Raw genomic sequence first — 13,505 nt, forward strand, 5'->3', positions numbered from 1 at the left:
CGGCGCGACAAGCGGTGCCGGAATCGCAACGATGCACGAGAGGAGGATGGCATGAATGCTTGCCCTGGCCTGCGCATGCGTGTGCTGGCACTGCTGCTGGCACTGGGCTGGATGCCCGAGGCCGGCGCGGTGTCGTTCGACTGCAGCAAGGCAACCACGGCGGTGGAGCGACTGTTGTGCACCGACAAGCGATTGGACGCCACGGAGGAATGGCTGGCCCTGCGCTATGCGGCGCTGCGCGACGTGGTCCCCGCGGCGCAGCGGCCTGGCGTGCGCAACGCGCAGCGCGACTGGCTGGCGCAGCGCCAGAGCTGCCTGGCCGAGACCGATCCGGGGGCCTGCCTGAAACAGCGGATGGAGGCGCGGGTACGCGCGCTGGACGCCGAGTTCGCGCCGCAGGCGGCGCGCTTCGACCGCATCGTCGCCAGCATTCCCACCACGCCGGCCGCGGCGGCGGCGCAGCTGCGCGTCTACGATGGCGGTCTGGCCTCGGCCTGGCTGGTGTACCTGCATCGCTTCGTGCCGGCGGCCGGGGTGGCGGCGGCCGAAGCGCGTGCCCGGTTCGCGTCCGCTAGCACCGCGCTGCGGCAGCAGGACGGGGTGTCCGCCGGGCTGCTCGACACGTCCGAGCCGAGCAGCCGACAGGCCGGGGAAGCGCGCGACCTGACCCTGTTGCGGCTGTGGATCGAACGCAGCGGCTATACGCCGGATGCGGCCACGCAGCCGAATCCGCGTCCCTACGTGCATTGTTTCGTGTTCGCCGCGCAGGGCGAGGCCGCCTACGACGCCATGGGCCCGCTGTATGGCTCCAGCCGCGATCTTTCCGCACCGATCTGCCGGCCGTTGCCCGGCCTGTTCGATCAACCCGCATGGATGCGCTTGCAGCAGGCATTCGGCAGCCTGGTGGATCGCGTGTCCGACGACGCGGGCACCATGCGCTACGCGGATTTCGCCGCATGGCGGGTGCTCTCGCTGCAGGCCACGGTGTCGCCGCTGCTATTGCTGAAACAACCCAAGGGCGCCGAGCCGCCCGGCGATCCGGCCGCCGCCATCGCCGCGTGGCACGACGCGAGCGTGTGGCCGCAGGCCGATCGCAAGGCGGCACTGGCGGCATTGCAGCCGGCGCGCGCTGCCACGGCGCAATGGATGATCGCGCACAAGGCGATGCCGGCGGCGCAGGCCGACCGCGTCGCGGCGGCGCTGGTCGCAGCCTGGGTCGGTGCGCGCATCGCCTTTGCCGAAGGCCCGCAGGGGTAATGGTCGCGTACGCGGCGCTGGTGGGGCGCTGGCGCCTCGCGCAAGCCGTGCATCTAGGCTGAACGCTGGCCGTCGCGCGCTGGAACCGGTGCGCATCGCGACGGTCACACCTCCATTGTCCGATGGAGATGTGCATCCCATGCAGTCGCGTCCTTCGTTCTGGCCGTGGATCCTGGTCGCCGTGCTGGTGGCCGCCGCTGCGGCATGGTTGTTCCGCGACAACATCGCGGCGTTATGGCCGGCCGCCGCGCCGGCGCCTGCCGCAGTCGCGCCGGCGCCCGCCGCGGCTCCGCCTGTCGCGCCGACCGCGCCCGCGCCGGCGGCAACACCACCGCCGATCCAGCACCCGATCGATGCCGCGGCCGCTGCCGATGCGGCGATTCCGGCGCTTGCCGCCAGCGACGATGCGGCCTGGTCGGCACTGAGCGCGCTGGCCGGCGGCGACGCACCGCTGGCGCTGCTGCTGCGCGACCACCTGATCCAGCGCCTGGTGACCATGGTCGACAACCTGACCCAGCGCCGCGTCACTGCCCGCTCCCTGGCGCTCAAGCAAGTGCCGGGCAACCTGCAGGTGAGCACCGATGCCAGCGGCGCCAGCGTCATCGCCGACACCAATGCCCAGCGTTATGCGCCCTACGTGGAGGCCTTCACCCGCGCCGATCCGGGCACGGCGGTGGCGGCCTACCGGCGCTTCTATCCGCTGTTCCAGCAGGCCTACGTGGAACTGGGCTATCCGCAGGGCTACTTCAACGATCGGCTGGTGCAGGTGATCGACCACCTGTTGCAGACCCCGACGCCGACCGCGCCGCTCGCGGTGGAGATGGATCCGGTGCGCGGCAAGTACCGCTTCGTGGATCCGGCGCTGGAATCGCTGTCGATCGGCCAGAAGGCACTGCTGCGCATGGGCCCGACCCAGGCCGCGGCGGTGAAGGCGCAATTGCGTGCGGTGCGGGTGGAATTGACGCGGACCTGAGCCGGACGCGAGGCGCGTGCCGCGTCATGCGGCCGCGGGCTTTGGGTTCTCGTAGGAGCGGATTCGGCCGCGACGGGCCTTACCGGGACATGCCCATCGCGGCTGAAGCCGCTCCTACAACCGCGATGCCGTCATCTGCCAGCCCGCCGGGTGACAGCGGTGTTCCGGTAAATGACAAGGCCGTCGGCCCGCTCAGCCGTCCAGCTCCGGGTAATGCCGGAAGATGCCGTTCTCGTTGAACGGCAGGCGCCGTGGCGAGGCTAGGTAGGCGGCGATGCCCGGGCGCTCGCACACGCGTTGCTGCAGCGCGCGCAGCCGCGGCAGCTTCGGCGACAGTTTCTTCATTGCCTGCGGAAACGCGTAGTCCAGTCCGCTCATCAACTGGAACAGCGACAGATCCACGTAGGAGTGCTCGCGCAGGACGTGGCGCCCGCCGCCCTGATCCAGCACCTGTTCGAAATAGCCCAGGAACTTCGGCAACCGCTGCTTGCGCAGGTCTTCGGCGCGCCGCTGCGCTTCGGCCTTCTGGTCTTCGTAGTACAGCCCGCTGGCGATGGGGTGGTGGCTGTCGTGGACCTCGGCGACCAGGTCGGCGATGGTCAATTGCAATTGCAGCGCCTGCAGCCGCCGCGAGTCGCTGTCCGGCACCAGGCCCAGCGGCGGGCCGAGGTAGTGCAGGATGTTGGCGACCTGGGCGATCACCAGCCGGCCGGCCTTGAGGAACGGCGGTGCGAACGGCCGCGCGCCGGCATGGGCGCCGTCGAGGAAGGGCTGCATCGCCGCATCGCCCTGCTCGCGGGCCACGTCGCGGTAGCCGGCGCCGGCATCCTCCAGCGCCAGCCGCACGAACTCGCCGCGGCCCTGGATGCCGGTCCAGTAGTAGAGCTCGTAGTGCATGACGGGGCCTGCGCGTGGGGACGAAGCGCCGAGGGTAGCGCCCTTGCGGTAGCGGCGTGTGACTGGCAGGTACCAAAGTGCGGCCAACGGCACACCGCGTCGCGGTGCTCCTGCGTAGCGTATACAGACGCCGCCGACGGCCTTGAAACAGGGGCGGACAGCCGCATTTTGCTGGCATGCCGGCACGGCCGGCCCCTTCTTTCAGAGGACTTCCCGATGCGGATGGACAAGCTCACCTCGCGCTTCCAGCAGGCCCTGGCCGACGCGCAGTCGCTGGCCGTGGGCCGCGACCACACCATCATCGAGCCGGTGCACGTGTTCGTGGCGCTGCTCGACCAAGCCGGCGGCAGCACCCGTCCGCTGCTGGCGCAGGCCGGCGTCAACGTGCCGGTGCTGCGCGAGCGGCTCGGCGAGGCGCTGGACAAGCTGCCCAAGGTCAGCGGCCAGCCCGGCAACCTGTCGATGGGCAACGACCTCAGCCGTCTGCTCAACCAGACCGACAAGCTGGCGCAGCAGCACAACGACCAGTTCATCGCCAGCGAGTGGTTCGTGCTGGCCGCGGCCGACGACGCCGGTGCGCTTGGCCTGGCGCTGCGCGCGGCCGGTGCCGACAAGAAGAAGCTCGAGGCCGCCATCGACAAGCTGCGCGGCGGCGAGACCGTGCAGTCGGAGAACGCCGAAGAGCAGCGCCAGGCGCTGGAGAAGTACACCATCGACCTCACCGCGCGCGCCGAGAGCGGCAAGCTCGATCCGGTGATCGGCCGCGACGAGGAGATCCGCCGCACCGTGCAGGTGCTGCAGCGGCGCACCAAGAACAATCCGGTGCTGATCGGCGAGCCCGGCGTCGGCAAGACCGCCATCGTCGAGGGCCTGGCCCAGCGCATCGTCAATGGCGAAGTGCCGGAAGGCCTGCGCGGCAAGCGCGTGCTGTCGCTGGACATGGGCGCGCTGATCGCCGGTGCCAAGTTCCGCGGCGAGTTCGAGGAGCGGCTCAAGGGCGTGCTCAACGACCTGGCCAAGAACGAAGGCCAGATCATCCTGTTCATCGACGAACTGCACACCATGGTCGGCGCCGGCAAGGCCGATGGCGCCATGGACGCGGGCAACATGCTCAAGCCGGCGCTGGCGCGCGGCGAGTTGCACTGCATCGGCGCCACCACCCTGGACGAGTACCGCAAGTACATCGAGAAGGACGCGGCGCTGGAGCGGCGCTTCCAGAAGGTGTTCGTCGGCGAACCGACCGTGGAGGACACCATCGCCATCCTGCGTGGGCTCAAGGAGCGCTACGCGGTGCACCACGGCGTGGAGATCACCGACCCGGCGATCGTCGCCGCGGCGACGCTGTCCAACCGCTACATCACCGACCGCCAGCTGCCGGACAAGGCCATCGACCTGATGGACGAGGCCGCCAGCCGCATCCGCATGGAGATCGACTCCAAGCCGGAGGAACTGGACCGCCTGGAGCGGCGCCTGATCCAGCTCAAGATCCAGCGCGAGATGCTGAAGAAGGAGAAGGACGAGGCCTCGCGGCAGCGCCTGGCCGACCTGGAGAGCGACATCGACAAGCTCGAGCGCGAGTTCTCCGACCTGGACGAGGTGTGGAAGTCGGAGAAGGCGGCGCTGCAGGGCGCGACCAAGATCAAGGAGCAGATCGAGCAGGCGCGCGTCGAGCTGGAGGCGGCGCAGCGACGCCAGGACTACGCCAAGATGAGCGAGATCCAGTACGGCCTGCTGCCGAACCTGGAGAAGCAGCTGGCCGCGGCCAACGAAGCCGAACAGCACGACTTCAAGCTGGTGCAGGACCGCGTCACCGCCGAGGAGATCGCCGAGGTGGTGTCGCGCTGGACCGGTATCCCGGTCAACAAGATGCTCGAGGGCGAGCGCGACAAGCTGCTGCGCATGGAGGACGAACTGCACCGGCGCGTGGTCGGCCAGGAAGAGGCGATCAAGGTGGTGTCCGACGCGGTGCGCCGCTCGCGCGCCGGCCTGTCCGACCCGCACCGGCCGAGCGGCTCGTTCCTGTTCCTGGGCCCCACCGGCGTCGGCAAGACCGAGCTGTGCAAGGCGCTGGCCGAGTTCCTGTTCGACAGCAGCGACGCGATGATCCGCATCGACATGAGCGAGTTCATGGAGAAGCATTCGGTGGCGCGGCTGATCGGCGCGCCTCCGGGCTACGTGGGCTACGAAGAAGGCGGCTACCTCACCGAGGCGGTGCGGCGCCGGCCGTACTCGCTGATCCTGCTCGACGAGGTGGAGAAGGCGCATAGCGATGTGTTCAACATCCTGCTGCAGGTGCTCGACGACGGCCGCCTCACCGACGGCCAGGGGCGCACCGTGGACTTCCGCAACACCGTCATCGTGATGACCTCCAACCTGGGCTCGCACCAGATCCAGGAGCTGAGCGGCGACGGCAGCGCCGAGGCCTACACGCAGATGAAGGCGGCGGTGATGGGCGTGGTGCAGGCGCATTTCCGCCCGGAGTTCATCAACCGCCTGGATGACATCGTGGTGTTCCATCCGCTGGACAAGGCGCAGATCAAGTCGATCGCGCGCATCCAGCTGCATGGCCTGGAGAAGCGCCTGGCCGAGCGCGGGCTGAAGATCGAACTGGGCGAGCGCGCGCTGGAGCTGCTCGGCAATGTCGGCTTCGACCCGGTTTACGGCGCGCGGCCGCTCAAGCGTGCGATCCAGGCGCAACTGGAGAACCCGCTGGCGCAGCAGATCCTGTCCGGCCAGTTCGTCAGCGGCGACACCATCAAGGTCGAGGCCGAGGGCGGCAAGCTGGTGTTCGAGAAGGCCTGATGCTGCCCGTCGCGCAGGTGCCACAGGCGCGCACCGCCGCGCCTGCGGCGCGCGCGCTGTTGATCGACATGGACGGCGTGCTGCGGCTGTGGCCCGCCGACGACGCGGAACTCGAGCGCGCGCACGGCGTGCCGCCGGGCAGCCTGCGCGCGGTGGCGTTCGCGCCGGCGTTGCTGGAGCCGGCGATTCGCGGTGCGACGCGCGATGCGCAATGGCGGGCCGAGGTGGCCGCGCGCCTCGCCGCGCTTGCGCCCGGGGCCGACGTCGCGGCCTTGGTCGACGCCTGGTCCGCGCCGACGGCGGCGCGGCTCAACCCGCCAGTGCTGGCGCTGCTGCGGCAGGTGCGCCAGCGCATGCCCGTGGTGCTGCTGAGCAACGCCACCTCGCGCCTGTCGCACGACCTGCAGGCGCTCGGCATCGCCGACGCGTTCGATGCGGTGGTGAATTCGAGCGAAGTCGGTGCGATCAAACCCGAGCCGGCGATCTTCCTGCATGCGCTGGCGCAATTGGGGATGGCCGCGGACGAGGTGTTGTTCGTCGACGACACCGCGGTCCATGTCGAGGCCGCGCGTGCCCTGGGCCTGCGCGCCCGAGCGCTATGTGGACGCAGAAGCCTTGCGTGCCTGGCTGCTCGCCCAGGGCGCGCTCGGCGACGACTGAGCCCGGCAGGCCGCCACCGGTACCGGTGGCGACGCTGACAACCCAGCGGCATGGCTTCATAACCGCAGGTTTGCATCTTCCGTCGTACGCGGCGCTATCGTCTGCGCTCCCTCGTTGCCGAGACGCGCGCCATGTCCGACCCGAACTGGAAGCTGGAAACCATCGCCGTGCACGGCGGCTACCGTCCAGATCCGACCACCCGCGCGGTGGCGGTGCCGATCTACCAGACCGTGGCCTACGCCTTCGACGATACCCAGCACGGCGCCGACCTGTTCGACCTGAAGGTGCAGGGCAACATCTACAGCCGCATCATGAACCCCACCACCGACGTGCTGGAGCAGCGCATCGCCGCGCTGGAAGGCGGCATCGGTGCGCTGGCGGTGGCCTCCGGGCAGGCGGCGGTGACCTACGCCATCCAGACCATCGCCGAGGCCGGCGACAACATCGTCTCCTCCAGCGCGCTGTACGGTGGCACCTACAACCTGTTCGCGCATACGCTGCCGCTGTCCGGCATCCAGACCCGCTTCGCCGACTACCGCGATCCCGGCGCCTTCGCCGGGTTGATCGACGAACGCACCAAGGCCATCTTCGTCGAGTCGATCGGCAATCCGCGCGGCAACGTCACCGACCTGGAAGCGGTGGCCGCCATCGCCCACGCCCATGGCGTACCGCTGATCGTCGACAACACCGTGCCCACGCCGTACCTGCTGCGGCCGTTCGAGTTCGGCGCCGACATCGTGGTGCATTCGCTGACCAAGTACCTGGGCGGCCACGGCACCAGCCTGGGCGGGGCGATCGTCGATTCCGGGCGCTTCCCGTGGGCGGCGCACGCGCAGCGCTTCCGCCGCCTCAACGAGCCGGACGTGAGCTACCACGGCGTGGTCTACACCGAGGCGCTGGGCGAGGCCGCCTACATCGGCCGCGCGCGGGTGGTGCCGCTGCGCAACACCGGCGCGGCGTTGTCGCCGTTCAACGCCTTCCAACTCCTGCAGGGCATCGAAACGCTGCCGCTGCGCATGGACCGGATCAACCAGAACGCGCTGGCGCTGGCGCGGCACCTGCAGGGCGAAGCCAAGGTGGAGTGGGTCAATTACGCCGGCCTGCCGGACCATCCCGAGCACGCGCTGGCGCAGAAGTACCTGCGTGGGCACGGCTCTGGCGTGCTGACCTTCGGCCTGCGCGGCGGCCGCGCCGCTGGCGCGCGCTTCCTCGATGCGCTGCAACTGTTCACCCGCCTGGTCAACATCGGCGACGCCAAGTCGCTGGCCACGCATCCGGCATCCACCACGCATCGCCAGCTCTCGCCCGAGGAGCTGCAGCGCAGCGGGGTCAGCGAGGACACGGTGCGGCTGTCGGTGGGCATCGAACACATCGACGACCTGCTCGCCGACCTGCAGCAGGCGCTGGCGCAGGCCTGAGCGCGAGGCAGCATCGCCGCGATGGGGGCTTCTGCAGCACTGCTTGTGGGGCTTCAGGGCATGTAGGAGCGGCTTCAGCCGCGACGGGGGCGTTCCCGGCAGCCCATCACGGCTGAAGCCGCTCCTACCGGGCAACCAGACTCCGGCTCGCTGGGCCGGAGGCAGCTGACGAGAGGTGCCTTTCAATCGGACACGCGCCAATCGGCGAAGATCTCCAGCAGGAAGTCGACGAAGGCGCGCACCTTGCGTTCCTGGGTGGCGCGACGCGGATAGAGCGCGGTGATCTCCAGATCCGGCCAGCGTTGCCAGTCGGGCAGCAGGCGCACCAGTTGGCCCTGGTCCAGTCGCGCCTGGACCAGCGGCTGGGAGAGCAGGGCAATGCCGGCCCCTTGCGCGACCTGGCGGATCACCGTGGTCGATTCGTTCGAAATGAGCAGCGGACGCAGGGTCAGCTCGGTCGATTCGCCGGTGCCGTGCCGCAACGCCCAGACCACGAGCGGGGCATCCGCGCCGACCGCGAGCACCGCGTGGCCGAGCAGGTCCTTGGGATGCGCAGGCGTGCCGACACGGGCCAGGTAATCGGGACTGCTCACCAGGATGGCGCGCGAGGCGCCCAACGGCCGCGCAACGTAGCTGGAGTGGGGCGGTGGCCCGACGTGGACGGCAACGTCCAGGCCATGGCTGAGCAGGTCCAGCGGCTGATCGTCGTAGGTCAGCGCCAGTTGCACGCCTGGGTGGCGCTGGCGGAATCGCGCCAGTTGCGGCTCCAGCACCAGCAGGCCCAGCGCATACGGAGCCAGCACACGCAGGGTGCCGCGCGCCTGCGCGCGCAGGTCGCGCGCATCCTGCACGGCATCCTGCAGGGTCTGCTCGGCCTCCACGCAACGGGCATAGAAGGCGCGCCCGGCCTCGGACACCGCCAGCCGACGGGTGCTGCGATGGAGGAGCTGCACGCCCAATGCCTGTTCCAGTGCCTTGATGCGACGGCTGACGCTGGTCAGGGGCAGGCGCGCCTGGCGCGCGGCGGCGGTGAGGCTGCCCTGTTCGACCACGCGCAGGAACAACCGCACGTTGTCGAAGTCCACGCGGCCGGCGCGCGCGGTTTCTTCCGTTTCTGGCAAGAGTCTATCCATCTCTGGCCGCATTATGCTGAAAACCGCCCGCCGCTACGATGAGGGCCATGCGCCTGCCCAGCTTCGACGCGGTGTCGATGGTCCGTCTCCGTCCTTCTCCCGATGTGTGGTTTGCGCTGCGGACCACGGCCGCCGCGCTGCTGGCGCTGGCCATCGCGCTGCTCTGTTCGATGGAAGACCCCAAGTGGGCGGCGATGACGGTCTTCATCGTGGCCCAGGCCGACCGCGGCATGAGCGTGGTCAAGGCCCGCAACCGCATCGTGGGCACGCTGGTGGGGGCGAGCATGGCCGTGGTGCTGATGGGCCTGTTCGGCCAGGCGCCGCCGTTGTTCATGATCGCGCTGGCGCTGTGGCTGGGCGCCTGCACCGGCATGGCCAGCGTGGTCTCGGCCTTCCGCAGCTATGGCGTGGTGCTGGCCGGCTACACGGCGGTGATCGTGGGCATGTCTTCCACCGCCCATCCGCAGCAGGTGTTCGACATCGCCGTGGCGCGCGCGACCGAGATCCTGCTCGGCATTGCGGTCGAAGGCGTGATGGCGGCGATCTTCTCGCCGGCGTCGCCGCGCCCCGCACTGGAGCGACGGCTGGAGACGTATCTGCGCCAGGGCAGTGCGCTGGCCGCACGGCTGCTGCGCGGCGAGGCGACGGGCACGCAGATCCACGGCTTCTTCGCCAGCGCCCTGGCGCTCAACGACGCGGTCGACTATGCCGCCGCGGGTTCGCGCGAGATCGCGCGGCTGGGCGGCCGCCTGCGTCACCTCAGTTACCTGATGCTGGCGCAACTGTTGGCGGCGCAATCGTGCCGGGTCGGCCTGGATGGACGCGCGCCGTCGCGCGCGCTGTGCGGCGTGCACGACCTGTTGGTCCAGCGTGCCGAGGGCCGCTCGCCCGGCGAGAAAGCAGTGGCCGCCACGCTGGGGCGGCTCGATCGGCGCCATCGCCGCCTGCGCCGGCTGTGCATGCAGCGGCGCGACGCCTTCGACCGCGCCTTTGCGCTGGAACATGCGCGCACCATCGTGCGCGACGTGCAGGCCAGCCAGCACGAACAGGCGGCGTTCGAACAGGGCCAGCCGTCGCGCCGTCGCTTCGCCACGCGCCGCCATCGGGACCTGTACGAAGCGGCGTACAACGGAGTGCGCGCCTTCCTGGCGATGGGGGCGGCGTCGCTGTTCTGGGTCCACAGCGGCTGGAGCGCCGGTGCGGGCATGGTGACCATCGTCGGCGTGGTGTGCGCGCTGTATGCGACCCGGCCCGATCCGGTGTCCGGGAGCATCGGCTTCCTCAAGGGCGCCGGGTTGGCGGCGCTGGCCGCCTTCGTGTGCATCGTCTGGCCGCTGCCGTGGGTGGAGGATTTCGCCGGATTGGCGGTGGTGCTGGCGCCGTTCCTGATCCTGGCGGGGCTGGCGATGCGACGGCCGTCGACGGCCGCGCTGGGTGCAAGCGGCTCGATCTTCTTCATCGATCTGGTGGGGCCGCTCAACGGCACCACGACCGGCGTGGTGCAACTGTTCAATGGCGCGCTGACGCTCTTGCTGGGAATCGGCATCGGCGTGCTGATGTTCACCGTGCTGCTGCCCAGTGGGGCCGAGCGCTACCTGCGCCGGCTGCGGCGTTCGGTCGATGCCGATCTCGCGGCGATCGCGCTGCATCCGCGGCGCATGCAACGACGCGCATGGTTCGGCCTGATGGCCGATCGCATGCGCGCGCGCCTGGGCCTGGCCGCCGCGCTGCCAGAGGCGACGCTGCAGCGCGACCTGGCCGCCTTGCTCGGCGCGCTGGGCATGGGCGGCGACGCGCTCGATCTGGCGCGGACCGATGACGCGCCGGGGCCACGGGTGCGTGCGGTGCTGCGCCGGCTTGCGCGCGGCGACCTGCCCGGCGTGGCCCACCTCGCCATGCGCGCGGCGCGCCACCATGCCGGCCTGGCCGGCGCTCGCCAGGACGCGCAGGCCCAGGGGCACTGGCGCACGGCGATGGTGCTGTGGGACATGGCGCTTTGCGCGCGCGAGTACCTCCAGGCCGGCGGCGAGCAGGCCGGCGGCGAGGACAGCGTGCAAGCGCAGGCGCCGCTGACGCCGTCGGCGACGCTGCAGTCCTGAGATGGCCCACGATGCGACCGGCCTGCCGGGCTGCGCCGAGCAGGTCGGCTGCCGCGGCCGCGTGGGTGGTCAGACCTGCGCGAACCCGCCGTCCACGAACACCTCGCTGCCGGTCATGAAGCTGCTCTCGTCCGAGGCCAGGAACAGCGCCGTCGCCGCGACGTCTTCCGCGCGCCCGATGCGGCCCAGCGGCACCTGCGCGGTCATGCCCGCGACGATCGCCTCCTGCTGCCCGGTGCCGGACAGCACCGAGTCCAACCCGGGCGTGGCGATCGGCCCGGGCGAGAGCACGTTGACGCGGATGCCGGTGCCTTTCAGGTCCAGCGCCCAACTGCGCGCGAAGTTGCGCAGGGCCGCCTTGGTCGCGCTGTAGACGCTGAATGCCGCAGTGCCCATGGTGCCGGTGGTGGAGCCGGTGAGGATCACCGACCCGCCGGCGCGCATCAGCGGCAGCGCCTTTTGCACGGTGAACAGCGTGCCTTTGACGTTGACGCCGAAGGTGCGATCGAAGGACTCCTCGGTGATCGAGCCCAGCGGCTGGAAATCGCCCAGCCCCGCATTGGCGAACAGCACATCGATGCGGCCCGTGCTGGCCTGAATCTGCGCGAAGACGCGGTCCAGATCGTCCATCCTGGAAATGTCGCCCTGGATGGCGATGGCGTCGGCACCGATCAGGCCCAGCGCCTTGTCCAGTTCCTCCTGCCGACGCCCGACGATGACGACCTGCGCGCCTTCGGCGGCGAAGCGGATCGCGCTCGCCAGACCGATGCCGCTGTTGCCGCCGGTCACCACTGCAATCTTGCCGTCGAGCCTGCTCATGCTGCGCTCCAGAGGATGGGGAGGCGCCACTGTAGAACTGGGCTATTCTTTTGAATAGTATGCACCATTAGGTAAGTGCCTTCGGAGCGGACGGACCATGGCCAATCCCACTTTCAGCTGCGGTCTCGAGGCCGCCCTGTCCGTGCTCGGCGGCAAGTGGAAGCCGCTGATCCTCTACAACCTGGCCAAGCACGTGCACCGCTACGGCGAGCTGCGGCGCGCCATCGGCGGGGTGACCGACAAGGTGCTGATCCAGCAGCTCAAGGAACTGGAACGCGATCAGGTCGTGGCGCGCATCGACTTCCAGGAGATCCCGCCCAGGGTCGAGTACGCGCTGACGCCGTTCGGGCAGTCCCTGGCGGCGGCACTGGCTGGGCTGTGCGAGTGGGGCACGCAGCACATGCAGATGGTCGAACGCATCAGCGCGCGTCGCGCGGCGGCCGTCGCCACGCCCAAGTCCCGCGCCTGATCGCAGGTGCCGTGGGCGGTCGCGCGCTGCAGGTCCGGACTCGCGCGTCTGGTTGCGCGGACATCGCGCGCGTGGGGCGGTGGTGTCGTGGCTGCGCGGTCGATGCGCCGCCGCCGCGTCGCGGCCGCCGCTAGCGGAAGAACTGGCTCGGCGGCTGCCCGAACTGGCGCTTGAACATCGCGGTGAACGCGCTGGGGCTGTCGTAGCCCAGTTCCACGGCCACGTCGATGATGCGGTCGCCGGCGGCCAGCCGTTCCAGCCCGCGCAGCAGGCGCAGTTGCTGCCGCCACTGGCCGAAGCGCATCCGCAGCTCGCGCTGGCACAGGCGCTGGATGGTCTTGACGTCCACGCCCAGCGCCGCGGCCCAGGCGTGCAGGGTGGTGGGGGCGGCCGGGTCGGCGTCGAGCGCGGCGCCGATGCGCAGCAGGCGCGGATCGCGCGGCTGCGGCAGGTACAGCGGCAGCGCCGGCAGCGCGTGCAACTCATCCAGGATCAGCCGCATCAGCCGTCCGTCGCGCGAGTCGGCGGCGTGGTCCCAGGGGATCTCCGCGGCGCTGCGGATCAGCGCTTCCAGCAGCGGCTCCACCGCCATCACCGCCGGTGTGTCGGGCATGCCGGCGATCGCGGCGGGGCGAATGTACAGGCTGCGCATGTGCAAGCTGCCGATCCAGCGCACGCTGTGCTCGGTGCCGGCGGGAATCCACAGTGCGCGCGTGCTCGGCACCACCCAGTGGCCCTGGCCCGAACGCACCACCATCAGCCCGGATACCGCGTAGATCAACTGATGACGCGCATGCCAGTGCGGGGCGATGGCGCTGTCGGGCGGGTAGTCGACGGCCTTGCACACCACGTCGGCGGGCGCGTCGTCCGCATTGCGGCCGGAGCGCGGCACCAGCATGTCCTTTTTGCGATGGTTGCTGGGCATGTCGCGCAAGAAGGTCGGGGCAGGGCAGCCTACCATGCACGCACTTCCGGCAA

At 70.2% G+C, this 13,505-nt stretch carries 11 protein-coding genes; 7 read left to right on the top strand and 4 right to left on the bottom strand.

Annotated elements, in window-relative coordinates; genetic code table 11:
• Window positions 1–51: 51 nt before the first annotated feature.
• The gene (locus J7357_RS09340) at window positions 52–1,257 is read left to right on the top strand and encodes a lysozyme inhibitor LprI family protein (RefSeq protein ID WP_244667388.1); all 1,206 of its coding nucleotides are present in this window, start codon (window positions 52–54) and stop codon (window positions 1,255–1,257) included.
• 139 nt (window positions 1,258–1,396) lie between these two features.
• Complete coding sequence (locus J7357_RS09345) at window positions 1,397–2,230, top strand: DUF3014 domain-containing protein (protein WP_209245907.1); 834 nt, start codon at window positions 1,397–1,399, stop codon at window positions 2,228–2,230.
• Window positions 2,231–2,422: 192 nt separating this feature from the next.
• Here the strand turns inward: J7357_RS09345 and J7357_RS09350 are convergent, their stop codons facing one another.
• Window positions 2,423–3,127 carry a glutathione S-transferase gene (locus J7357_RS09350; protein WP_010344362.1) on the bottom strand — a complete coding sequence of 235 codons (705 nt, stop codon included), beginning with the start codon at window positions 3,125–3,127 and terminating at the stop codon, window positions 2,423–2,425.
• 216 nt (window positions 3,128–3,343) lie between these two features.
• On the opposite strand from J7357_RS09350, the gene clpB reads away from it, so the two are divergent.
• The 3 genes from clpB to J7357_RS09365 all read left to right on the top strand — a co-directional run bounded on the left by clpB (window position 3,344) and on the right by J7357_RS09365 (window position 8,007).
• Window positions 3,344–5,929 (top strand): ATP-dependent chaperone ClpB, encoded by a 2,586-nt coding sequence (gene clpB / locus J7357_RS09355; protein ID WP_209245908.1) that lies wholly within the window; start codon window positions 3,344–3,346, stop codon window positions 5,927–5,929.
• Window positions 5,929–6,627, top strand: coding sequence for an HAD-IA family hydrolase (locus J7357_RS09360; protein WP_244667389.1), 699 nt, complete (start codon window positions 5,929–5,931; stop codon window positions 6,625–6,627). The genes clpB and J7357_RS09360 overlap by 1 nt, the downstream gene beginning before the upstream one ends.
• A 93-nt stretch (window positions 6,628–6,720) precedes the next feature.
• On the top strand, window positions 6,721–8,007 hold the full coding sequence (locus J7357_RS09365; protein ID WP_209245909.1) for an O-acetylhomoserine aminocarboxypropyltransferase/cysteine synthase family protein: 1,287 nt from the start codon (window positions 6,721–6,723) through the stop codon (window positions 8,005–8,007).
• 182 nt (window positions 8,008–8,189) lie between these two features.
• Here the strand turns inward: J7357_RS09365 and J7357_RS09370 are convergent, their stop codons facing one another.
• The gene (locus J7357_RS09370; RefSeq protein WP_209245910.1) at window positions 8,190–9,128 is read right to left on the bottom strand and encodes a LysR family transcriptional regulator; all 939 of its coding nucleotides are present in this window, start codon (window positions 9,126–9,128) and stop codon (window positions 8,190–8,192) included.
• Between the two features lie 59 nt (window positions 9,129–9,187).
• Between J7357_RS09370 and J7357_RS09375 the strand changes: the two genes are divergently transcribed.
• Complete coding sequence (locus J7357_RS09375; RefSeq protein WP_209245911.1) at window positions 9,188–11,239, top strand: FUSC family protein; 2,052 nt, start codon at window positions 9,188–9,190, stop codon at window positions 11,237–11,239.
• Between the two features lie 69 nt (window positions 11,240–11,308).
• Here J7357_RS09375 and J7357_RS09380 read toward each other — a convergent pair whose 3' ends face one another.
• The gene (locus J7357_RS09380; RefSeq protein WP_209245912.1) at window positions 11,309–12,058 is read right to left on the bottom strand and encodes an SDR family oxidoreductase; all 750 of its coding nucleotides are present in this window, start codon (window positions 12,056–12,058) and stop codon (window positions 11,309–11,311) included.
• 97 nt (window positions 12,059–12,155) lie between these two features.
• On the opposite strand from J7357_RS09380, the gene J7357_RS09385 reads away from it, so the two are divergent.
• Entirely contained in the window at window positions 12,156–12,527 is a 372-nt protein-coding gene (locus J7357_RS09385; protein ID WP_209245913.1) for a helix-turn-helix domain-containing protein, read from the top strand.
• A gap of 130 nt (window positions 12,528–12,657) precedes the next feature.
• Here the strand turns inward: J7357_RS09385 and J7357_RS09390 are convergent, their stop codons facing one another.
• A complete protein-coding gene (locus tag J7357_RS09390; protein WP_244667390.1) occupies window positions 12,658–13,425 on the bottom strand; it encodes a helix-turn-helix transcriptional regulator in 768 nt (255 codons plus the stop codon).
• Window positions 13,426–13,505 lie beyond the last annotated feature (80 nt).

The organism is Xanthomonas sp. D-109, from assembly GCF_017746095.1.
In the GTDB taxonomy this organism is placed as follows: domain Bacteria; phylum Pseudomonadota; class Gammaproteobacteria; order Xanthomonadales; family Xanthomonadaceae; genus Xanthomonas_A; species Xanthomonas_A sacchari.

Coding starts and splice junctions, on each gene's coding strand:
- J7357_RS09350 (WP_010344362.1), bottom strand. CDS start 3,127: ATGCACTACGAGCTCTACTACTGGACCGGCATCCAGGGCCGCGGCGAG.
- J7357_RS09360 (WP_244667389.1), top strand. CDS start 5,929: ATGCTGCCCGTCGCGCAGGTGCCACAGGCGCGCACCGCCGCGCCTGCG.
- J7357_RS09365 (WP_209245909.1), top strand. CDS start 6,721: ATGTCCGACCCGAACTGGAAGCTGGAAACCATCGCCGTGCACGGCGGC.
- J7357_RS09390 (WP_244667390.1), bottom strand. CDS start 13,425: ATGCTGGTGCCGCGCTCCGGCCGCAATGCGGACGACGCGCCCGCCGAC.
- J7357_RS09385 (WP_209245913.1), top strand. CDS start 12,156: ATGGCCAATCCCACTTTCAGCTGCGGTCTCGAGGCCGCCCTGTCCGTG.
- J7357_RS09380 (WP_209245912.1), bottom strand. CDS start 12,058: ATGAGCAGGCTCGACGGCAAGATTGCAGTGGTGACCGGCGGCAACAGC.
- J7357_RS09375 (WP_209245911.1), top strand. CDS start 9,188: ATGCGCCTGCCCAGCTTCGACGCGGTGTCGATGGTCCGTCTCCGTCCT.
- J7357_RS09345 (WP_209245907.1), top strand. CDS start 1,397: ATGCAGTCGCGTCCTTCGTTCTGGCCGTGGATCCTGGTCGCCGTGCTG.
- clpB (WP_209245908.1), top strand. CDS start 3,344: ATGCGGATGGACAAGCTCACCTCGCGCTTCCAGCAGGCCCTGGCCGAC.
- J7357_RS09340 (WP_244667388.1), top strand. CDS start 52: ATGAATGCTTGCCCTGGCCTGCGCATGCGTGTGCTGGCACTGCTGCTG.